Raw genomic sequence first — 19,043 nt, forward strand, 5'->3', positions numbered from 1 at the left:
TGTGATTCCGTCCGGGTTTTCTTTTACTATCAATTAAGGAGGAATACACATGAGTCATTTGCTGCGCAAACCGCAGGCCGATGAGATTTCTCAAGGCGTGAACATCATACATGACGTCACTTCAGCTAATTCAGTCCTCAAATACGTCGGATTTAAAGTCGTTGATCTTGCTCCCGGCTCAACATATACAGAAGATTTGAAAAAGACGGAGTGCTGCATCGTGGCAGTCAAGGGAAAAATTACCATCACGGATCATGTTCAGACATTTGAAAGCATCGGCACCCGTGAAAGCGTATTTGAAAGAAAGCCGACGGACAGTGTTTATGTGTCCAATGACCGCTCCTTTGACATCACAGCCGTCAGCGGGGCGAGGGTCGCGCTGTGCTACTCTCCGTCCGAACACCAGCTTCCGACAAAGCTGATTAAAGCGGAAGACAACAGTGTGGAACATCGCGGCAAGCTGGCAAACAAACGAACCGTTCATAACATTCTCCCCGATTCAGATCCATCGGCAAACAGCCTTCTCGTTGTTGAAGTTTACACGGACAGCGGCAACTGGTCGAGCTATCCGCCGCATAAACATGACCAAGACAATCTGCCGGCTGAGTCCTTTTTAGAAGAAACCTATTACCACGAAACAGACCCGCCCCAGGGGTTTGTCTTCCAGCGTGTGTACACGGACGACCGCTCGATTGACGAGACGATGACCGCAGAAAATGAAAACGTTGTCATTGTGCCGGCGGGCTATCACCCGGTTGGTGTTCCGGATGGGTATACCTCTTACTACCTGAATGTAATGGCGGGACCGACACGAAAATGGAAGTTTCATAATGATCCGGCCCATGAATGGATTCTGGAACGCTGACAAGTGAGGAGTGGCAGATAACGATGAAGTATACGTTTAATGAAGAAAAAGAGTTTGATATTGTCGCGATCGGACGCGCGTGTATTGATTTGAACGCGGCGGAATACAACCGGCCGATGGAAGAAACGATGACGTTTTCTAAATATGTCGGCGGTTCCCCGGCAAATATTGCGATCGGCAGCGCCAGGCTCGGATTAAAAGCTGGTTTTATCGGCAAAATCCCGGACGACCAGCACGGCAGATTCATTGTTTCCTATATGCAGGGAAAGGGCGTTGATACGTCACAAATGGCCGTTGACAAAGAAGGGCGCAAAGCCGGACTCGCTTTTACGGAAATTCTCAGTCCCGAAGAGTGCAGCATTCTGATGTACAGAGATAACGTGGCGGATCTGTATCTTGAGCCGTCCGAAGTCAAGGAAGGCTACATCGCAAACGCGAAAATGCTGCTCGTATCAGGCACGGCGCTTGCGAAAAGCCCGTCGCGCGAAGCCGTCCTAAAAGCGGTGCATATCGCAAAAAAACATGACGTAAAAGTCGTTTTTGAGCTCGACTACCGTCCGTATACATGGCAATCGGCAGAAGAAACCGCTGTGTATTACACGCTGGCGGCGGAACAATCCGATATCGTCATCGGAACGCGTGACGAATTTGACGTGATGGAAAACCGCAGCGGCGGAGACAACGATGAAACCGTCCGCCGTTTGTTTGCGCATTCCGCCGATCTTGTCGTTATTAAGCACGGCGTTGACGGGTCATACGCATACAGCAGATCGGGAGAAGTTTTCCGGGCGCGCGCCTATAAAACAAAGGTGCTCAAGACGTTTGGAGCGGGTGATTCCTATGCGTCTGCCTTCATCTACGGACTTGTCAGCGGCCGGGATATTGAAACGGCCTTAAAATACGGGAGCGCTTCCGCTTCCATCGTCGTCAGCAAACACAGCTCGTCAGAAGCCATGCCGGCTGCCGGTGAAATCCTCGAACTGATTGAAGCGCAGCACAGCCTGAATGGTAAATAGAACGTATAAAAGGTGGGATCGTTTGTGGGCAAGACAATTCGCTTAACGACAGCACAAGCGCTGATTAAATTCTTGAACCGGCAGTACATTCATGTTGATGGGAAAGAAGAGCCGTTCGTTGAGGGCATTTTCACGATTTTCGGCCATGGAAATGTGTTAGGGATCGGGCAGGCGCTTGAGCAGGACGCCGGGCACCTGAAAGTGTATCAAGGCAAAAATGAACAAGGCATGGCGCATGCCGCAATAGCATACAGCAAGCAGATGCTGAGAAGAAAAATTTACGCGGTATCGACATCGGTCGGTCCGGGTGCCGCAAATTTGACGGCTGCCGCGGGTACGGCGCTGGCCAATAACATTCCGGTGCTGCTGCTTCCGGCCGATACATTTGCGACGAGGCAGCCTGACCCGGTGCTTCAGCAGGTGGAGCAGGAATACAGTGCCGCCGTCACGACAAACGATGCGTTAAAGCCCGTGTCCCGCTATTGGGACCGCATTACCCGCCCCGAGCAGCTGATGAGCAGCTTAATCCGGGCATTTGAAGTGATGACAGATCCGGCAAAAGCGGGTCCGGCGACAATCTGCATATCTCAGGATGTCGAGGGAGAAGCATATGATTTTGATGAAAGCTTCTTTGAAAAGCGCGTTCATTACATGGATCGGATGCAGCCGAGCGAGCGTGAGCTGAGAGGCGCCGCGGAGAGAATGAAGGAGAGCAGCCGTCCCGTCATTTTAGTGGGCGGCGGCGCGAAGTACTCCGGCGCGCGTGAGGAATTAATCGCGCTTTCTGAAACATACGGCATTCCGCTTGTCGAAACGCAGGCAGGCAAGTCAACGGTTGAAGCCGATTTCGCCAACAATCTGGGCGGCATGGGCATCACGGGCACACTCGCCGCAAACAAAGCCGCCCGCCAGGCTGATCTGATCATCGGTGTCGGCACACGGTATACGGATTTTGCGACATCCTCAAAAACGGCATTTGATTTTGATAAAGCAAAATTCCTGAATATCAATGTCAGCCGTATGCAGGCTTATAAGCTTGACGCGTTTCAGGTCGTAGCCGATGCGAAGGTGACGCTCGGCAGGCTGCACGGCTTATTAGACGGATATAAAAGTGCATTCGGCACGGCGATTAAAGACTGGAAAGATGAATGGCTCGCTGAACGGGACCGGCTCGGCAAAGTCACTTTTACACGTGACGCATTCGAACCGGAAATTAAGAACCATTTCTCACAGGATGTGTTAAACGAGTATGCCGACGCGCTCGAGACTGAGCTGCCGCAAACAACGGCGCTGTTGACCATCAACGAGACGATTCCTGAAGACAGCGTCGTCATCAGCTCGGCGGGATCTCTTCCGGGAGATCTGCAGCGGCTGTGGCATTCCAAAGTCCCGAATACGTACCATCTGGAGTACGGCTATTCCTGTATGGGATATGAAGTATCAGGCACGCTCGGCCTCAAGCTGGCTCACCCTGACAAAGAAGTCTATTCACTCGTCGGTGACGGAAGCTTTCTGATGCTGCACTCAGAGCTGATTACCGCGCTTCAATATAACAAAAAAATCAATGTCCTGCTCTTTGATAACTCCGGCTTCGGCTGTATCAGCAACCTGCAGATGGATCACGGCGGCGGCAGTTATTTCTGTGAGTTCCGCACAGAGGACAATCAGATTTTAAACGTTGATTACGCGAAGGTGGCAGAGGGCTACGGCGCTAAAACATACAGAGCCAATACGGTTGAAGAGCTGAAGGCGGCGCTTGAAGATGCGAAAACGCAAGACGTATCCACTTTAATTGAAATGAAGGTTCTGCCGAAAACGATGACGGACGGCTATGACAGCTGGTGGCACGTCGGCGTGGCGGAAGTGTCTGAGCAGGAAAGCGTTCAGCGGGCATTCGAAGCGAAAGAGATGAAGCTGAAGTCTGCGAAGCAGTACTAGAGGGGAGGTATCACGATGGGCAAACAAAATATTCTGTGGGGCATCGCTCCCATTGGATGGCGCAATGACGATATGCCGGAAATCGGAGCCGGGAATACGCTGCAGCATTTGTTGAGCGATATTGTCGTCGCCGGCTTTCAAGGTACGGAAGTGGGGGGATTTTTCCCTGAACCTTCCGTCCTGAATAAGGAGCTGGCTCTCCGGAACTTACGGATTGCGGGGAAATGGTTCAGCAGTTTTATCATTCAAGACGGTATTGAAAAAACGGCTGAATCATTTACGGAACACTGCGATTATTTGCAGAAAGTCGGAGCGGATGTCGCTATCGTTTCTGAACAGACGTACAGTGTCCAGGGCTTGGACATTGATGTTTTTAAGAAAAAACCGCATTTCTCAGATGAAGAATGGGATACGCTGTGCAATGGCTTGAACCGTCTCGGGAAAATCGCGGAGGAATACGGGCTGAACCTCACTTTTCATCATCATCTCGGCACAGGCGTCCAGACGGCGGAAGAAGTTGGCCGGCTGATGGAAGGAACGGACCCCCGGTATGTCCATTTACTTTATGATACCGGCCATGCCTATATCTCCGACGGAGACTGCATGACGATTCTCAACAAGCATATGGATCGGATCAGACACGTTCATTTCAAAGATGCGCGGATTGACATTATGGAGCGGTGCAGAACAGAAGGCAAGTCATTCAGGCAATCGTTTTTACAGGGCATTTTCACGGTTCCCGGAGACGGATGCATCGACTTTACCGAAGTGTACCGGACGCTCATCCGTCATGATTATTCAGGCTGGATCGTCATTGAAGCCGAACAAGACCCGGCAATCGCCAATCCGCTTGAGTACGCGCTGATAGCGAGAAAGTATATCGACAGTCAACTGCTTGATCCTGCAAATTAGAGGGGGACTTATATGAATCGTGCCAAGGCGGAATCAGCTTTCAGCAAATGGACCATCTATGGCCGGTATTCTGCTCATATGCGTGACGGCCATCGGGCCTGTCTTCGCACTGAATACGTCCGGCAAGCCGCTTGAACAGATTCAGGAGGAACTGTACGGTGCTCCTCAGGACGGCAGCGAGAAAAGAAAGACGAGAACCATGATTTGATTATCAGAAGGAGTGGCAATCAATGAACTTACGTATAGGTGTTATCGGAACCGGTGCTATCGGAAAGGAGCACATCAACCGCATCACAAATAAGCTTTCCGGAGCGGAGATTACCGCTGTCACAGATGTGAATCAGGAAGCCGCGCAGCAGACCGTTAAGGATTTCAATTTGAACGCCTCCGTTTATCCTGATGACGACAGCCTCCTTGCTGCTGAAAATGTGGACGCCGTCTTAGTGACAAGCTGGGGCCCGGCTCACGAGTCCAGCGTTTTGAAAGCGATTCAGCACGGCAAGTACGTGTTTTGTGAAAAGCCGCTCGCCACAACGGCAGAAGGCTGTATGCGCATCGTCAAAGAAGAAATGAAGACGGGTAAACGTTTAGTTCAGGTAGGCTTCATGCGCAGATATGACAGCGGTTACGTTCAGTTGAAAGAAGCGATCGACAATCGTGCGGTCGGTGAGCCGCTGATGATTCACTGTGCGCACCGCAACCCGACAGTCGCATCGAATTATTCAACAGACATGGCCGTCGTCGATACGCTCGTTCATGAAATTGATGTCCTCCATTGGCTCGTCAATGACGATTATGAATCGGTACAAGTCATCTATCCGAAGAAATCAAAAAATGCGCTGCCGCATCTCAAAGATCCGCAGATGGTCATCATCGAAACAAAAGGCGGTATCGTCATCAATGCCGAAATCTACGTGAACTGCAAATACGGCTATGACATTCAATGTGAAATCGTCGGGGAAGACGGTGTCATCAAGCTTCCGGAACCATCAAGCATCAGCTTGAGAAAAGAAGGAAAACTCAGCACCGATATCCTGATGGATTGGCAGCGCCGATTTGTGGCTGCGTATGATGCGGAAATTCAGGACTTCATTGATTCGATCCGGAAAAAAGGTGAAGTCAGCGGTCCGACGGCATGGGACGGTTATATTGCCGCGGTGACAACTGACGCGTGCGTAAAAGCTCAGGAATCCGGACAGAAAGAGCCGGTGGCGCTGCAAGAAAAACCGGCATTCTATCAATTCTTTACAACTGTGAACAAATAATAGATTTGGAGTGAAAGCAATGAAACTGGCCTTAGATCCATCCATGTACCGTGATGATTTAACGTTAGAGGAAATGGTCTATAAAACGGCGGAGCTCGGATACGAGTATATCGAACTGTCCCCGCGCGAGGATTTCTGTCCTTTCTATAAATATCCGAAAGTCGATTCAGCAAAAATCAAACAATTGAAGCGTCTTTTAAAGGATACAGGCGTGAAGCTGTCCTCTCTCCTGCCGCTTTACCACTGGGCGGGGCCTGATGAAGACCGCCGCCAGGCCGCCGTGCGCAACTGGAAACGGGCGATCGAAATTGCGGTTGAGCTTGAAGTGGATTTGATGAACAGTGAATTCAGCGGTTCAAAGTATGATCCGTTGACAAGTGAAGAAAAATTCATCAAATCCATGGATGAACTGCTGCCCGTCTTTGAAAAAGAAGGCGTTAAACTCAACCTGCAGGCCCACCCGTACGATTTTATCGAGACGCACAAAGGTGCGATGGATATGATCCGCGCGCTTGATAAAGATTGGATCAATCTGGTCTACTCGACGGCGCATACGTTCTTTTACGATGACGGCAAAGGCGATATTGCGACTATGTTTGATGAAGCCGGCGGCCGCCTCACACATGTTTTATTTGCAGATACCTTTAATCATAAAGCGGCTCACGGCCTGCGTTACATCGTCAATCCGCCTGACGCGAAAGTAACGGTTCATCAGCATTTGGACATCGGGCAAGGCGAGGTCGACTTTGATACGATTTTCAAAAAAATGAGAGAGATGAAATTCGACGGAATTGCGACGAATGCCGTTTTCGCTTGGGCCGGCGAAAGAGCGGATGAATCAAGCCAGTTCATGCTTAAGAAATTAAAAGAAGAATTAGGTATGGCATAAGCTTTAGTACGGAGTTCGGCGGGGCGGAAAGGCTCCTCAGCTAAACGCAGATGGGAGAGGCTGACATGAAACTTTGCTTTAATGAAGCGACAACGCTGGAGAATTCAAACTTGAAACAGGATTTAGAGCTGTGCGAAAAGCACGGCTATGATTATATTGAAATCCGCACAATGGATAAACTGCCGGAATACTTAAAAGATCATTCACTGGCTGATCTGGCGGAATATTTTCGAACCCATCACATTAAACCGCTTGCCTTGAACGCACTGGTTTTCTTCAACAACCGTGATGAGAAGGGCTATAGGGAGATCATTTCGGAATTCAAAGGCATGATGGAAACGTGCAGAACGCTCCGCGTGAAATATGTGGTGGCCGTGCCGCTGGTGACAGAGCGGAAAATCTTAAAAGAAGAAATCAAAAAGAGCAGTATAGAGGTTCTGACTGAGCTTTCGGATATCGCTGAGCCGTACGGCGTAAACATCGCGCTTGAATTTGTCGGCCACCCGCAATGCACGGTCAATACATTTGAACAGGCGTATGACATCGTGAACGCTGTCGGCCGCGATAATGTCGGGCTTGTGTTTGACAGCTTCCATTTCCACGCGATGGGCTCCAATATTGAAAGCCTGAGGCAGGCGGACGGAAAGAAAATTTTCATCTATCATATTGACGATACAGAAGATTTCCCGATCGGATTTTTAACGGATGAAGACCGCGTCTGGCCAGGGAAGGGAGCGATTGACTTAGACGCCCACCTGTCAGCGTTAAGGGATATCGGATTCAATGATGTTGTCTCCGTAGAACTGTTCAGGCCTGAATATTATAAGCTGACCGCGGAGGAAACGATCAAAACGGCAAAGGAAACAACGGAAGCCGTCGTATCAAAATACTTCATGAAGGAGGCGTGAACATGGCTTTTGTCACCATGAAACATCTTCTTGCAGAAGCGAAACGGGAGCAGTATGCAGTCGGCCAGTTTAATATAAACGGTCTGCAATGGACGAAGGCGATTCTGCAAGCGGCGCAAAAGGAGCAATCGCCGGTCATCGCCGCGGCTTCCGATCGGCTGGTCGACTATTTAGGCGGCTTTAAAACGATTTCCGCCATGGTCGGCGCATTATTGGAGGAATTGGCGATTACCGTTCCCGTCGTGCTTCATCTTGATCACGGAAGCAGTGCGGAACGCTGCAGACAGGCCATTGACGCCGGATTCAGCTCAGTGATGATTGACGGCTCCCATCAGCCGATTGACGAGAATATCGCGATGACAAAAGAAGTCACCGATTATGCCGAAAAGCACGGCGTGTCAGTAGAAGCTGAAGTCGGCACGGTCGGCGGCATGGAAGACGGTCTGGCCGGCGGTGTCCGCTATGCCGATATCACGGAATGTGAGCGGATCGTCAAAGAAACCAGTATCGACGCGCTGGCCGCCGCCCTCGGCTCTGTACACGGCAAGTATCATGGTGAGCCGAATCTCGGATTCAAGGAGATGGAAGCGATCTCCCGCATGACTGATATTCCTCTCGTTCTTCACGGGGCATCCGGAATTCCGCAGGATCAGATCCAAAAAGCCATCACGCTCGGCCACGCGAAGATCAATATCAACACGGAATGTATGGTCGCCTGGACAGACGAAACACGCCGCATGTTTCACGAAACCCGCGATCTGTATGAGCCGCGCGGCTACATGACACCCGGCATTGAAGCCGTAGAAGAGACAGTGCGAAGCAAAATGAGAGCGTTCGGATCAGCCGGAAAAGCCGCTAAGCAGCAGGTCGGCTGAATGAAACCACCAACCGCCGGAATGGCGGTTTTTTTGTGCGGTGTTGCGTCCGTATGCCCGAAACGATTATGATGATGGCAGCAGCGTAAAAACGGGAGTGGTTCAGTTTGAATAAAATCATGATAGTAGAAGACAGTGAAGACATTCGCGGATTATTGCGGAATTACCTTGAAAAGTACGGCTATCAAACCGTGGCCGCCGATGATTTTACAGCTGTTCTTGATGTCTTTTTGCGGGAAAAGCCTGATGTGGTGCTGCTTGATATCAACCTGCCGTCCTATGACGGCTATTATTGGTGCCGGCAGATCCGCCAGCATTCCACAAGCCCGATCATTTTCATCTCAGCCAGAAGCGGGGAAATGGATCAGGTGATGGCGATTGAAAACGGCGGAGATGATTATATCGAAAAACCGTTTTCCTACGATATTGTGCTCGCGAAAATCAAAAGCCAGATCCGCAGGGCATACGGAGAGTATGCCGCCAAGCAGGGAGAGAAAGTGGTTGAATATGCCGGTGTGCAGCTCTTTGTGGAACGGTTTGAACTGCACTTTCACGATGAAAAAAGCTTGCTTTCTAAAAAAGAAAGCAAGCTTTTGGAGGTGCTGCTGGAGCGGGGAGAAAAGGTAACGGGAAGAGACCGGCTCATGGAAAAAACGTGGGACACCGACATTTTCGTCGATGACAATACGCTTAACGTGTATATCACACGGCTCAGAAAAAAACTGCGGGAGCTGAATGCGCCTGTTTCCATTGAATCGGTGCGGGGCGAAGGCTACCAGCTGAGGGCGCTGTCATGAAGCTGTTTCTCCGTTCTCATGCCGTGCTGATTCTGCTTTTTCTCCTTCAAGGGCTGTTTGTCTTCTTTTATTACTGGTTTGCGGGTCTTCATTCTTTTTCCCACTTGTTTTACATATTGGGCGTGCAGCTTCTTATTTTGGCGGGGTACCTGGCCTATCGCTGGTACAAAGATCGCGGCGTGTATCATTGGCTCAGCTCGGAGCAGGGAGGGACGGACATCCCGTATCTCGGTTCTTCAGTGTTTTGTTCAGAGCTGTACGAAAAGCAGATGGAGCTGATCCGGCTGCAGCACCAGAAGCTCCATGAGACCGAAGCCAAGCTCGACGCGCGGGTGACGTATATGAATCAATGGGTGCACCAAGTAAAGACGCCGCTGTCGGTCATTAATTTAATCATTCAGGAAGAGGATGAGCCCGTCTTTGAACAAATCAAAAAAGAGGTCCGGCAGATTGAATTCGGGCTGGAGACGCTCCTTTATTCATCACGGCTCGACCTGTTTGAGCGGGATTTTAAAGTAGAAGCGGTTTCCTTATCAGAGCTTCTCCAATCGGTCATTCAAAGCTATAAACGGTTTTTTATTCAATACCGCGTCTATCCGAAAATGGACATTCGCGATGATCATCAGATTTACACCGATGCGAAATGGCTTAAATTTGCGATCGGCCAAGTGGTCACAAATGCGGTCAAGTATTCGGCAGGCAAGAGTGACAGACTTGAGCTGAATGTCTTCCGCGATGAAGACAGGACGGTGCTTGAAGTCAAAGATTACGGTGTCGGCATTCCCCCGCAGGACATCAAGCGGGTGTTTGACCCTTATTTCACCGGCGAAAACGGGCGGCGTTTCCAAGAGTCTACGGGAATCGGCCTCCATCTCGTCAAAGAAATTACGGGCAAGCTCAATCATACAGCGGACATCAGTTCGTCCCCCGGTGAAGGGACATCGGTTCGATTTTCATTTCTTACAAAAATGTAAGACTGCGTTAAGAAAACAACATAGCTCGTTTTGTTTCCCCTTGATAACATGGATTTACGTCAAGGGGATTTTTTATGTTGAACGCCCCGGCACTACATGAAAGCAGCCCTGATCAACAAGAATAAAACCATAAGGAGGATTCTCATGGCGAATATGCTTGAAGTCAAACAGATAAATAAAACCTATAAAGGACAAGTATCCTATCAAGCCTTAAAACACATTTCATTTTCAATAGAAGAAGGCGGGTTCACGGCGGTGATGGGACCGTCCGGCTCCGGAAAGACAACGCTTTTGAATATCATTTCAACGATTGACCGTCCGGATTCAGGCGATATCCTGATTCACGGAGAAAATCCGCACCGGCTGAAGCGGACAAAGCTCGCTCATTTCCGCCGCAAGCAGCTCGGATTTGTGTTTCAGGATTTCAACCTTCTGGACACGCTGACGATCGGTGAAAATATCATGCTGCCGTTAACGCTTGAAAAAGAAGCGCCGTCTGTCATGGAAGAAAAACTGCACGGCATCGCGAAAAAGCTCGGAATCGAAGACCTGCTCAACAAACGGACGTTTGAAGTATCCGGCGGACAGCGCCAGCGGGCCGCCATCGCAAGAGCGGTCATTCATAAGCCGTCACTCATTCTCGCCGATGAACCGACGGGAAACCTTGATTCCAAAGCGTCAAAAGACGTCATGGAAACGATGCAGAGCCTGAATCAGGATGATCATGTCACGGCTTTGATGGTGACCCACGATCCGGTTGCGGCAAGCTACTGCCGCCGCGTCATCTTTATAAAAGACGGCGAACTGTTTAATGAGATTTACCGCGGGGAAAACCGCCAAGTCTTTTATGAACAAATTCTTGATGTGCTGTCTATGCTGGGGGGAAACGCAAATGACCTTTCTTCAGTTCGCTTATAAAAACGTCACGAGAAACAAAAGGGCCTATCTTGCATTCTTCTTGAGCAGCGCCTTTTCCGTTTTGATTTTCTTTACCTTTGCGATGTTTCTGTTTCATCCGGCATTAAAGGAAGGCTACCTGAATAACATCGCCAGAAAAGGGTTAATCGCAGCGGAATGGATGATCTTTGTTTTTTCTTTCTTATTTGTTCTGTATTCGGTTAATGCCTTTTTGAAATCGAGAAATAAAGAATTCGGCATCCTGCTGATGCAGGGCATCACGCCGGGACAGCTGAGAAAGCTCATTACGGCGGAAAACATGATCATCGGCGTCATGTCGATCGCAGCCGGGATTATCGGCGGATTCATTTTTTCGAAAACGTTCTTTACGGTCGGCGCTTATATTTTAGAAATGGACGCGCTGCCTCTGTATATGCCTTGGAAAGCGCTCGGCATGACGGCCGGCGGATTTCTGCTCTTATTTTTCCTTTTATCGCAGTTCACGATCCTTTTTGTCAGATCAAATACGGTGATCAAATTAATAAAGGGCACTGACAAGATCAAGCCGGAGCCGAAGCCGTCCGTGCTTCTGTCCTTATTCGGCATCGCCTGCCTGTGCGGCGGGTACGGCATGGTTCTGAAAGGCAATGTCCACGGGACTGAACCGTTTATCATTTTACTGCTTACCGTCATCGGCACGTATTTCTTTTTCAGCCAAAGCAGCATCTGGATTCTGCGCGCGCTGAAGAAGTGGAAAACCTTTTATCTGCGCGGCAAAAATGTCATTTGGGTTTCTGATCTTGTCTATCGTTTAAAAGACAACGCCCGCCTGTTCTTTATCGTCAGCATTATCTCCGCGGTAGCCTTTACGGCGACGGGCGTGCTCGCGATGTACAAAGCGACCGTCGGGGCGGAAGAGTCCGCTTATGAGATGGAGTATGTATCTTTCAGCAGCAATCCAAAAGAAAAGACTCATTTGAAAGATATTGACCATGAATTGAAGACACACGGCTTTACGTATAAGAAAGACAAAATAGATGTTTCCTATGTCCGCTATCAGGAAGGGGATACTGTTCCGCCTGTTTACATGATCAGCGAATCGGATGCGATGAAGTACTTCCATGTCAAGCTGAACGGCCTGAAACATGGTGAGGCCGTCTATTTCCCGGGCACGTATGACCGCAATTTCAAAAACGAAGCGCCGGATCAGCTGAAGCTGCTGAACCAAAAAGGCAAGCCGTCCGGCCAAAAACTGTCGGTAAAAGAAGTCGAAAAACCGCTGATTTCATTGAATGCCATCATCACGGTGAACGATCAAACCTTTGATCAGCTGAAATCACTCGGTGATAAAGCGTCATTATACGGCTACAGCTACGACCATTGGAAAGACAGTCTTGGGATCAGCCAATCCTTGAAAAATGAGATTTACGGCAACTATATTGACGTGCATTCTGATTTTATGGCAAAAGCGGGCACCTACTATGATACGGTGCAGCTGCCGAGCTTGAGTTTATTCATCGGCCTGTTTATCGCGATCGTCTTCTTTGTCGCGGCAGCAAGTTTCTTATATTTCAGGCTGTTCACCGATTTAGATGACGACCGGGAGCGCTACCGTTCACTGGCCAAAATCGGTCTGAGTGAGCGTGAAATGTCACAAAGCGTGACGATACAATTGGCGATTCTTTTCTTCTTTCCATTTGTCATTGCCGTCATGCATACGCTGTTTGCCTTGAGAACATTGGCCGTGGAAGGCTATTCCGATGTAGCGGGGCCGCTCAGTCTGACCATCGGCGGATTTTTCATTTTTCAGCTTCTGTTCTTCCTCGCGGTGCGGTCAAGCTATTTGAAAAAACTGAACAAATAAGGGGAGTGCAAAGATGAAAAAAGCATTGGCAATCCTGGCCGTCTTGGCGGCCGCTGCCGTCATATACGGGCTTCTCTTTTTTCATAACGATGTTACAGACAGATTTAATCCGTTTATTCACCAGCAAGATGTTTATGTACAGATTGACCGAGATGGCAAACATCTTAGCCCGGGCGGTACTGAATATACATTAGACGGATACAACGCATCCGGAAAAAAAGAAGAAGTGACCTTTTTCGCCGGGAAAGACCTTCGGAAGAATGCCTATTTGAAGGTGAAGGCGAAAGGAAAGTATGTCGAGACTTGGGAAGAAGTCAGGTTTAAAGATATGCCGGACTCCGTACAGTCGAAATTAAAGTAAATCATACAAAACGGCACAGCGTCAGACTGTGCCGTTTTCTTATTTTTTATTTTCTTCGGCCCGTTTGATCAGCATGTCGGTGATGATATCCATCTGTTTGCTGACGGCAATCGGGTCATACGGATAGAAGGTGTTGAAGTCGTTGATAAAGACACGATTGTTCTTTACGGCGTCGAGATTTTTCCAAACGGATGACTCTTTCAGACGCTCAAATGTTTTGCTTTCTCCATTCGGATTGTAATCGGTGATGAACATATAATCAGCCGCATATTGAGGGATGACCTCTTGGGAAACCTGTTTCATGGCGCCCGTTTTCATGATGTCTTTTTCAATGTTGGCCGGCGCTTTTAATCCGAGTGCGTTATAAACGGCTTGGCCGCCGCGGCCGGAATTGTCATTGAAAATCCAGATCTCGCCTTTATCCGTCGTTTCATAAAGGCCGACTGTCTCGTCTTTGCCGATCACACGTTTGAGGCGCTTTTGATCGGCTTCGGCTTTTTTGTTGAAGTCTGCCATAAAGCTTTTGGCTTTATCCTTCGCCCCGGCAATGTCGCCGAACAGGCTGACCGTATCTTTCGTATTTTTTGCGGTGTTAAAAGGAATGACAATCGTCGGCGCGATTTTCGAAAGTTTTTCGTATTGGTCATCCTTCATCAGCACGATTAAATCAGGCTTCAGCTGCATCACTTTCTCCACATTGACAGGATTGCCGACGTCCTTGACGTTTTTCAGCTGTTTTTGGATAAACGGATTTTTGAAAGCCCATGAGCCCGCTCCGACGACATTTGCGTCAACGGACAGCAGCTCACCCGCATAAAAGTCAGTGACGATCCGCTTCGGATGTGCGGGTATGTCAATTTTTCCTTTTGTTGATTGATATGTACGCATGTCTGTCTTTCCTTTGCCTGATGCGGAGCCGCTGTTTTCCTTCGCGCCGCTGCAAGCGCTTAAGGCGAAAACAAGCAGAAGTGCCAGGCCGATCAGCCATGATCTTTTCTTCATCATGATCCCCCTATTTTAGTGATAATGATTATCATTATTAATATAGCAGGAAGACCTTATTCCGTCTATGTTTTTATAGAAATCCTTTCTTGATTATCCATGTTATAGTAGTAAAGGAGGAGGAATGAATGTTGATTACGAAAAGAGGAACTTGGTGGGAAGTGCTGCACAGCTGGTGGCTGCTGCTGACTTTTGCGCCGTTTGCGCTCACCGCTTTCTTGGCCTTTTTCTATATCGGCTACCGGGCCAAGAACAAAAAATGGCTGAAATACGGACTTATCTATTTTATTATTTTAGCAATTGCTTTTGTGCTGCCGAGCACTCCCGGCGTGTATATCGTGCTGCCTCTATGGGTCATCGCCATCATCCACGGGCTGAAGGTGCGGGCGGCTTATTTGATACAGCTTGATGTGTTTAAACAAAATGTCGAAGCGAGAGCATATGAAGCGGTTAGGCACGAGGCGGAAGAAAAATTCGGCGGAAAACCCGCTCATCGCATTGACCTGACAAAACAGAGATAAAAACAAATGACAAAGCCGGTATCCTTGTGCTTTGTCATTTGCGTGATCGGGCTATTGCTGGTATGAATGCTGCTGGAACGGTGTGTGATGCTGGGTTTGCGGGAATGATGAAACGTTAGCGTTTGTCATCGGTGAAGTTATATGTCCGCTTACTTCCTGCTGCAGCTGATTGCACACATTCACGATTTGCTGACATTTTTGGATGGCCATTTCATGACCCTGCAGCGCTTGCTGAATGGTATGAACGGCATGCTGCTCATGGTTCAGCATCTGCTGAAGCATTTGAATGTTTTGCTGTTCCTGCTGGAGCATTTGCTTGTACTGCTGGCTGCTTTGCTGTGTCTGCTGAATAAGCTGCTGTGCGGTTTGGCGGCATTGCTGCAGCTGATTTCCGCTGTATTGGTTTTGGTACATCATGAAAACCTCCTGGAGTGATTGATTTTACATATTTATCATGTGAAAGAAAATGTGAGGCATTCATGCAAGAATGGCATTCAAATATTTACCTGTTATGTACAGAGCGGAATACAAGGCTCGGGAATGGCCTGTCGAGCTTTGTATTCCGGCCCTTTTTCTCAGAAGCCGCCTTCTGTAGCGTGAAAAGGGATATTGAGTCTGTTTTCGACTGCGCGCAGGCGCTGATTCAAACGGTTTAAGCGGCGGGTATGGATTTCAACCGCCTGGCTCAGCCGTCTGACCTGCTCACTCATCCGCGTAATTTCCCGGTTTTGGCGCTGATCTTCTTGTGAGAGGCGGGTAAGTTCTCTCGTTTGCTCGGCATTTTGTCTTTCAAGCTGGGCGACTCTCCGTTCTAATGCAGTCGGCTGCCGTTCTTCGGACTGGTAGGGCGCATAATAGCTTTCCTGCTGATACGGCTCATACTCAACGCGGTTCACTTCGTATTCCTGCTGCTGAGGGAAATAGGCAGGCGGGGTGTAGTACTGATATGGGTTCATTCATCATTCTCCTTATCTAGTGAAGTCTTTATACACTATGTAGTCAATCGCACAGTGCCACGGCATCCGCCTAACTTACAGGCGTAAAAAAAGCTGCAAAGGAAGGTGATCATGTTGCGGGACATACGGATTTTCATCATGATGGTTCTCGTTTTCGGATGCGTCATGATAACAGGCTGCTCGCAAAAGAAAGCGGACGAGACCCCTTTTTATTACGGGACATGGGATGCGGGGCTGAAACCGGGCCCGATGGACGGAGTCAGATCTGAAACCGTCACGTTTACGAAAGACAGCGTGCTGACAAAGCAGGTCATTAAAGGCCGCGGCGAGGTTCCTATGCCCTCGGATGCTTACAAGGTGATCTCACAAAACACGGACGGAACGATCGAGATTGAATACCTCGGACGTCCGCACCCCGTCAAAAGCACGTTGAAAAGAGGAAAAAACGATACACTCATTTGGAAGATATACGGAGAAACAAAAACAATGACAAGAATAAAAACCGGCGGGGAGGATACACATGAGAAATAAAGCTGCTGACAGACTCGTTTTGACGGGTGTCATCGTACATATCATTCAATGGTTTTCACTGGTATGGTTATTTTTTATGCTTGTAGATCAGTTCGGGCGTTTTACTATTTATAATCCCAATGTCGTAAACGGCAGCATGCAGTCTTTTTCATTCTTTGATATGATGCGCGCTCTTCTGTTTTCCGGCACGCTCAAGAATACGCTCCTGCTGTTTCTGTTTGCGGCGCTGCTCATTTACTTATGGGTGAACGCCCTGTTTATTCTGCTGGAAATCGTTTCTTACATCATGATCAGGCGGAACAGCCGTTCATTATGGGCATACTTTCCCGCAGCGATGGGAATAAAGCTTGCCCTTCTGGACATAGCGTCCGTCCCTTTCTTTGCGGCAGGACTGATTCTCTTAAAGCAGAAAACAGATAACGGCGCAGAACAAACCGATAAGAAAACAAGACGGCCCCGTATCCGGAGACAGGCCCGGTATAAGAAGAGAAGACGGAGAAAACCGTCCGTTTAATTTTTCTTTGAAACGAAAAAACGATATGATGAAAGCATAAGACGAAAAGGATACAAAGGAGATGCAGGATGTACAAGTTAATCGCAATAGATATGGACGGAACACTATTAAACGATCATCATGAAGTGACGGCTGAAGTCCGCGGGGCGCTTGATGCCGCTAAAGCGGAAGGGGTCAATATCGTCCTGTGCACGGGCCGGCCGATCGGCGGCGTGCGGCGGTATTTGGAAGAGCTGAATTTACAGGAGGAAGGCGACTTTGTGATTGCTTATAACGGCGCCCTCGTCCAAAATACGTATACAAACGGTGTCGTGGCCGAGCAGTCATTAGGTTATGAGGATTTGAAGTCCCTTTACGAGCTGAGCTTACAGCTGGACACTCCGATGCATTACTTCGACACAGCCAATCTGTACACGCCGAACCGGGATATCAGTGAATACACGGTTTACGAATCATATATCACGAAAGTGCCGCTTCATTTCCGCACGATTGATGAGGTGCCGAAGGATATTCTGATTCCGAAAGTCATGTTCATCGACGATCCGGACAAGCTGGAGAAAACGATCGCTTCCATTCCGGAATCATTCACGGAAACATACACAATGGTCAAAAGCGCGCCGTTCTTTCACGAGATTCTTCACCCGAAAGTCAGTAAAGGAAACGCGGTAAAGCTGCTGGCTGAAAAACTCGGCATTGAACAAAAAGACGTCATGGCAATCGGCGATAACGGCAACGACATGTCCATGATTCAGTGGGCCGGCTGCGGTGTCGCTATGGCCAATGCCATCCCGGAAGTAAGGGAAATTGCAAATTTTGAAACAAAATCAAACAACGAACACGGCGTAGCGCATGCGATTCAGGAGCTTGTGCTGAAAAAATAGGCACCCCACCAGAGGGTGCTTTTTTACCGCGTGTTTTGGTGATATGATAAGCGGAGAGGGGAGGCGCGATATGGATCGTGAAAAACAGCAGCTCAGCATAGAAGCGGCAAAACTATATTATCAATCAGATTACAGCCAGCAGCAGATCGCCGAACGGCTTAATCTGTCACGCCCCACCGTTTCGAGGCTGCTTCAGTACGCAAAGGAAAAAGGATATGTCCAAATTCGCGTCATGGACCCGTTTGAGGATCTGGACGAGCTCGGCGCGAAGCTGGAAGAAAAATACGGGCTGCTTGAGGCGCACGTCGTCTTTTCTCCAAGTGACGATTACCAGGCCATTACACATTACTTAAGCCGTTATGGCGCAGACTATATGCATAAAACTGTAAAGGACGGCGATATACTCGGCGTAAGCTGGGGGACGACGATGTACCAGATCGCAAGCCGCATGGAGCCGAAGCAGGTAAAGAGCGTTGAAGTCGTGCAGCTGAAAGGCGGCATCAGTCATTCCAATGTCAATACGTATTCGTCAGAAACGATTCAGCTGTTCGCCGAAGCATTTCAGACCATGCCGAGGTATTTGCCGCTGCCGGTTATATTTGACAGCGCTGATGTGAAACAGATGGTCGAGCGGGACAGACATATTAAGCGGATCATTGAAATGGGCAGACAAGCCAATATCGCGCTGTTTACGGTCGGAACCGTCCGGGATGAGGCGCTGCTTTTCAGGCTCGGCTATTTCCGGGAAGAAGAGAAACAATTGCTGAAAGCGCGCGGAGTCGGCGATATTTGTTCGCGGTTTTTTGACGCGGAAGGCAGGATCTGCAGCAGCAGCATTAACGGCCGGACGATCGGAGTCGAGCTCAGCGACTTGAAAATGAAAGAACGTTCGATTCTGGTGGCGGGCGGCAGCAGAAAATGCAAGGCCATTCACGGGGCCCTGACAGGAAAATACGCCAACGTTTTGATTACCGATCAGCATACAGCCAAAAAACTCATTCAAGAGTTGTGACAATTCTTGAACATAATTTCAATAACCAATTTACATATGTTCAAAATTCGGTTATTCTAAACCTA

The 19,043-nt window shown here is 48.9% G+C and carries 21 protein-coding genes and 1 pseudogene; 19 read left to right on the forward strand and 3 right to left on the reverse strand.

Annotation, left to right across the window (positions count from 1 at the left end; translation table 11 throughout):
- Positions 1 to 49 precede the first annotated feature (49 nt).
- The 14 genes and pseudogenes from iolB to AUL54_RS11450 all read left to right on the forward strand — a co-directional run bounded on the left by iolB (position 50) and on the right by AUL54_RS11450 (position 13,561).
- Positions 50 to 865, forward strand: coding sequence for a 5-deoxy-glucuronate isomerase (gene iolB, locus AUL54_RS11390; protein ID WP_060963878.1), 816 nt, complete (start codon positions 50 to 52; stop codon positions 863 to 865).
- Between the two features lie 23 nt (positions 866 to 888).
- Positions 889 to 1,881, forward strand: coding sequence for a 5-dehydro-2-deoxygluconokinase (gene iolC / locus AUL54_RS11395; protein ID WP_060963879.1), 993 nt, complete (start codon positions 889 to 891; stop codon positions 1,879 to 1,881).
- 24 nt (positions 1,882 to 1,905) lie between these two features.
- Positions 1,906 to 3,819: a 3D-(3,5/4)-trihydroxycyclohexane-1,2-dione acylhydrolase (decyclizing) gene (gene iolD, locus AUL54_RS11400; RefSeq protein WP_060963880.1), complete on the forward strand. Its 1,914-nt coding sequence runs from the start codon at positions 1,906 to 1,908 to the stop codon at positions 3,817 to 3,819.
- Positions 3,820 to 3,834: 15 nt separating this feature from the next.
- The gene (gene iolE / locus AUL54_RS11405) at positions 3,835 to 4,731 is read left to right on the forward strand and encodes a myo-inosose-2 dehydratase (protein WP_060963881.1); all 897 of its coding nucleotides are present in this window, start codon (positions 3,835 to 3,837) and stop codon (positions 4,729 to 4,731) included.
- A 58-nt stretch (positions 4,732 to 4,789) separates the two neighbouring features.
- Positions 4,790 to 4,939 (forward strand): annotated as a pseudogene (locus AUL54_RS20725) (MFS transporter); the annotation flags it as partial.
- Between the two features lie 22 nt (positions 4,940 to 4,961).
- Positions 4,962 to 5,996 (forward strand): bifunctional inositol 2-dehydrogenase/D-chiro-inositol 1-dehydrogenase, encoded by a 1,035-nt coding sequence (locus AUL54_RS11410; protein ID WP_060963882.1) that lies wholly within the window; start codon positions 4,962 to 4,964, stop codon positions 5,994 to 5,996.
- A gap of 19 nt (positions 5,997 to 6,015) precedes the next feature.
- The gene (locus tag AUL54_RS11415) at positions 6,016 to 6,885 is read left to right on the forward strand and encodes a sugar phosphate isomerase/epimerase family protein (RefSeq protein ID WP_060963883.1); all 870 of its coding nucleotides are present in this window, start codon (positions 6,016 to 6,018) and stop codon (positions 6,883 to 6,885) included.
- A 65-nt stretch (positions 6,886 to 6,950) separates the two neighbouring features.
- The gene (gene iolI, locus AUL54_RS11420) at positions 6,951 to 7,793 is read left to right on the forward strand and encodes a 2-keto-myo-inositol isomerase (RefSeq protein WP_060963884.1); all 843 of its coding nucleotides are present in this window, start codon (positions 6,951 to 6,953) and stop codon (positions 7,791 to 7,793) included.
- Between the two features lie 2 nt (positions 7,794 to 7,795).
- Positions 7,796 to 8,668, forward strand: a complete 873-nt coding sequence (fba, locus tag AUL54_RS11425) for a class II fructose-1,6-bisphosphate aldolase (RefSeq protein ID WP_060963885.1) — start codon at positions 7,796 to 7,798, stop codon at positions 8,666 to 8,668.
- A 107-nt stretch (positions 8,669 to 8,775) separates the two neighbouring features.
- Positions 8,776 to 9,465, forward strand: coding sequence for a two-component system response regulator YxdJ (yxdJ, locus tag AUL54_RS11430; RefSeq protein ID WP_060963886.1), 690 nt, complete (start codon positions 8,776 to 8,778; stop codon positions 9,463 to 9,465).
- On the forward strand, positions 9,462 to 10,439 hold the full coding sequence (gene yxdK / locus AUL54_RS11435) for a two-component system sensor histidine kinase YxdK (protein WP_060963887.1): 978 nt from the start codon (positions 9,462 to 9,464) through the stop codon (positions 10,437 to 10,439). Before yxdJ ends, yxdK begins: the two co-directional genes overlap by 4 nt.
- Positions 10,440 to 10,583: 144 nt before the next feature.
- A complete protein-coding gene (yxdL, locus tag AUL54_RS11440) occupies positions 10,584 to 11,357 on the forward strand; it encodes an ABC transporter ATP-binding protein YxdL (RefSeq protein ID WP_060963888.1) in 774 nt (257 codons plus the stop codon).
- Positions 11,332 to 13,200, forward strand: a complete 1,869-nt coding sequence (gene yxdM / locus AUL54_RS11445) for an ABC transporter permease YxdM (RefSeq protein ID WP_060963889.1) — start codon at positions 11,332 to 11,334, stop codon at positions 13,198 to 13,200. The genes yxdL and yxdM overlap by 26 nt, the downstream gene beginning before the upstream one ends.
- 13 nt (positions 13,201 to 13,213) lie before the next feature.
- Complete coding sequence (locus AUL54_RS11450; RefSeq protein ID WP_060963890.1) at positions 13,214 to 13,561, forward strand: YxeA family protein; 348 nt, start codon at positions 13,214 to 13,216, stop codon at positions 13,559 to 13,561.
- A 39-nt stretch (positions 13,562 to 13,600) separates the two neighbouring features.
- Here the strand turns inward: AUL54_RS11450 and AUL54_RS11455 are convergent, their stop codons facing one another.
- Positions 13,601 to 14,563, reverse strand: a complete 963-nt coding sequence (locus AUL54_RS11455) for an iron-hydroxamate ABC transporter substrate-binding protein (RefSeq protein ID WP_060963891.1) — start codon at positions 14,561 to 14,563, stop codon at positions 13,601 to 13,603.
- A gap of 128 nt (positions 14,564 to 14,691) precedes the next feature.
- Between AUL54_RS11455 and AUL54_RS11460 the strand changes: the two genes are divergently transcribed.
- Positions 14,692 to 15,084 carry a hypothetical protein gene (locus AUL54_RS11460; RefSeq protein ID WP_060963892.1) on the forward strand — a complete coding sequence of 131 codons (393 nt, stop codon included), beginning with the start codon at positions 14,692 to 14,694 and terminating at the stop codon, positions 15,082 to 15,084.
- 51 nt (positions 15,085 to 15,135) lie between these two features.
- Here AUL54_RS11460 and AUL54_RS11465 read toward each other — a convergent pair whose 3' ends face one another.
- Positions 15,136 to 15,498: a hypothetical protein gene (locus AUL54_RS11465; protein WP_060963893.1), complete on the reverse strand. Its 363-nt coding sequence runs from the start codon at positions 15,496 to 15,498 to the stop codon at positions 15,136 to 15,138.
- Between the two features lie 161 nt (positions 15,499 to 15,659).
- The gene (locus AUL54_RS11470; protein WP_060963894.1) at positions 15,660 to 16,040 is read right to left on the reverse strand and encodes a hypothetical protein; all 381 of its coding nucleotides are present in this window, start codon (positions 16,038 to 16,040) and stop codon (positions 15,660 to 15,662) included.
- 111 nt (positions 16,041 to 16,151) lie between these two features.
- On the opposite strand from AUL54_RS11470, the gene AUL54_RS11475 reads away from it, so the two are divergent.
- The 4 genes from AUL54_RS11475 (at position 16,152) to AUL54_RS11490 (ending at position 18,978) form a co-directional block, all read left to right on the forward strand.
- On the forward strand, positions 16,152 to 16,571 hold the full coding sequence (locus AUL54_RS11475; protein WP_060963895.1) for a lipocalin family protein: 420 nt from the start codon (positions 16,152 to 16,154) through the stop codon (positions 16,569 to 16,571).
- A complete protein-coding gene (locus AUL54_RS11480) occupies positions 16,561 to 17,085 on the forward strand; it encodes a hypothetical protein (protein WP_060963896.1) in 525 nt (174 codons plus the stop codon). The genes AUL54_RS11475 and AUL54_RS11480 overlap by 11 nt, the downstream gene beginning before the upstream one ends.
- Positions 17,086 to 17,153: 68 nt before the next feature.
- A complete protein-coding gene (gene yidA / locus AUL54_RS11485; protein WP_016937439.1) occupies positions 17,154 to 17,966 on the forward strand; it encodes a sugar-phosphatase in 813 nt (270 codons plus the stop codon).
- A 70-nt stretch (positions 17,967 to 18,036) separates the two neighbouring features.
- Positions 18,037 to 18,978 carry a DNA-binding transcriptional repressor DeoR gene (locus AUL54_RS11490; protein ID WP_060963897.1) on the forward strand — a complete coding sequence of 314 codons (942 nt, stop codon included), beginning with the start codon at positions 18,037 to 18,039 and terminating at the stop codon, positions 18,976 to 18,978.
- Positions 18,979 to 19,043 lie beyond the last annotated feature (65 nt).

This window comes from Bacillus sp. SDLI1 (assembly GCF_001553895.1).
Lineage (GTDB): Bacteria > Bacillota > Bacilli > Bacillales > Bacillaceae > Bacillus > Bacillus siamensis.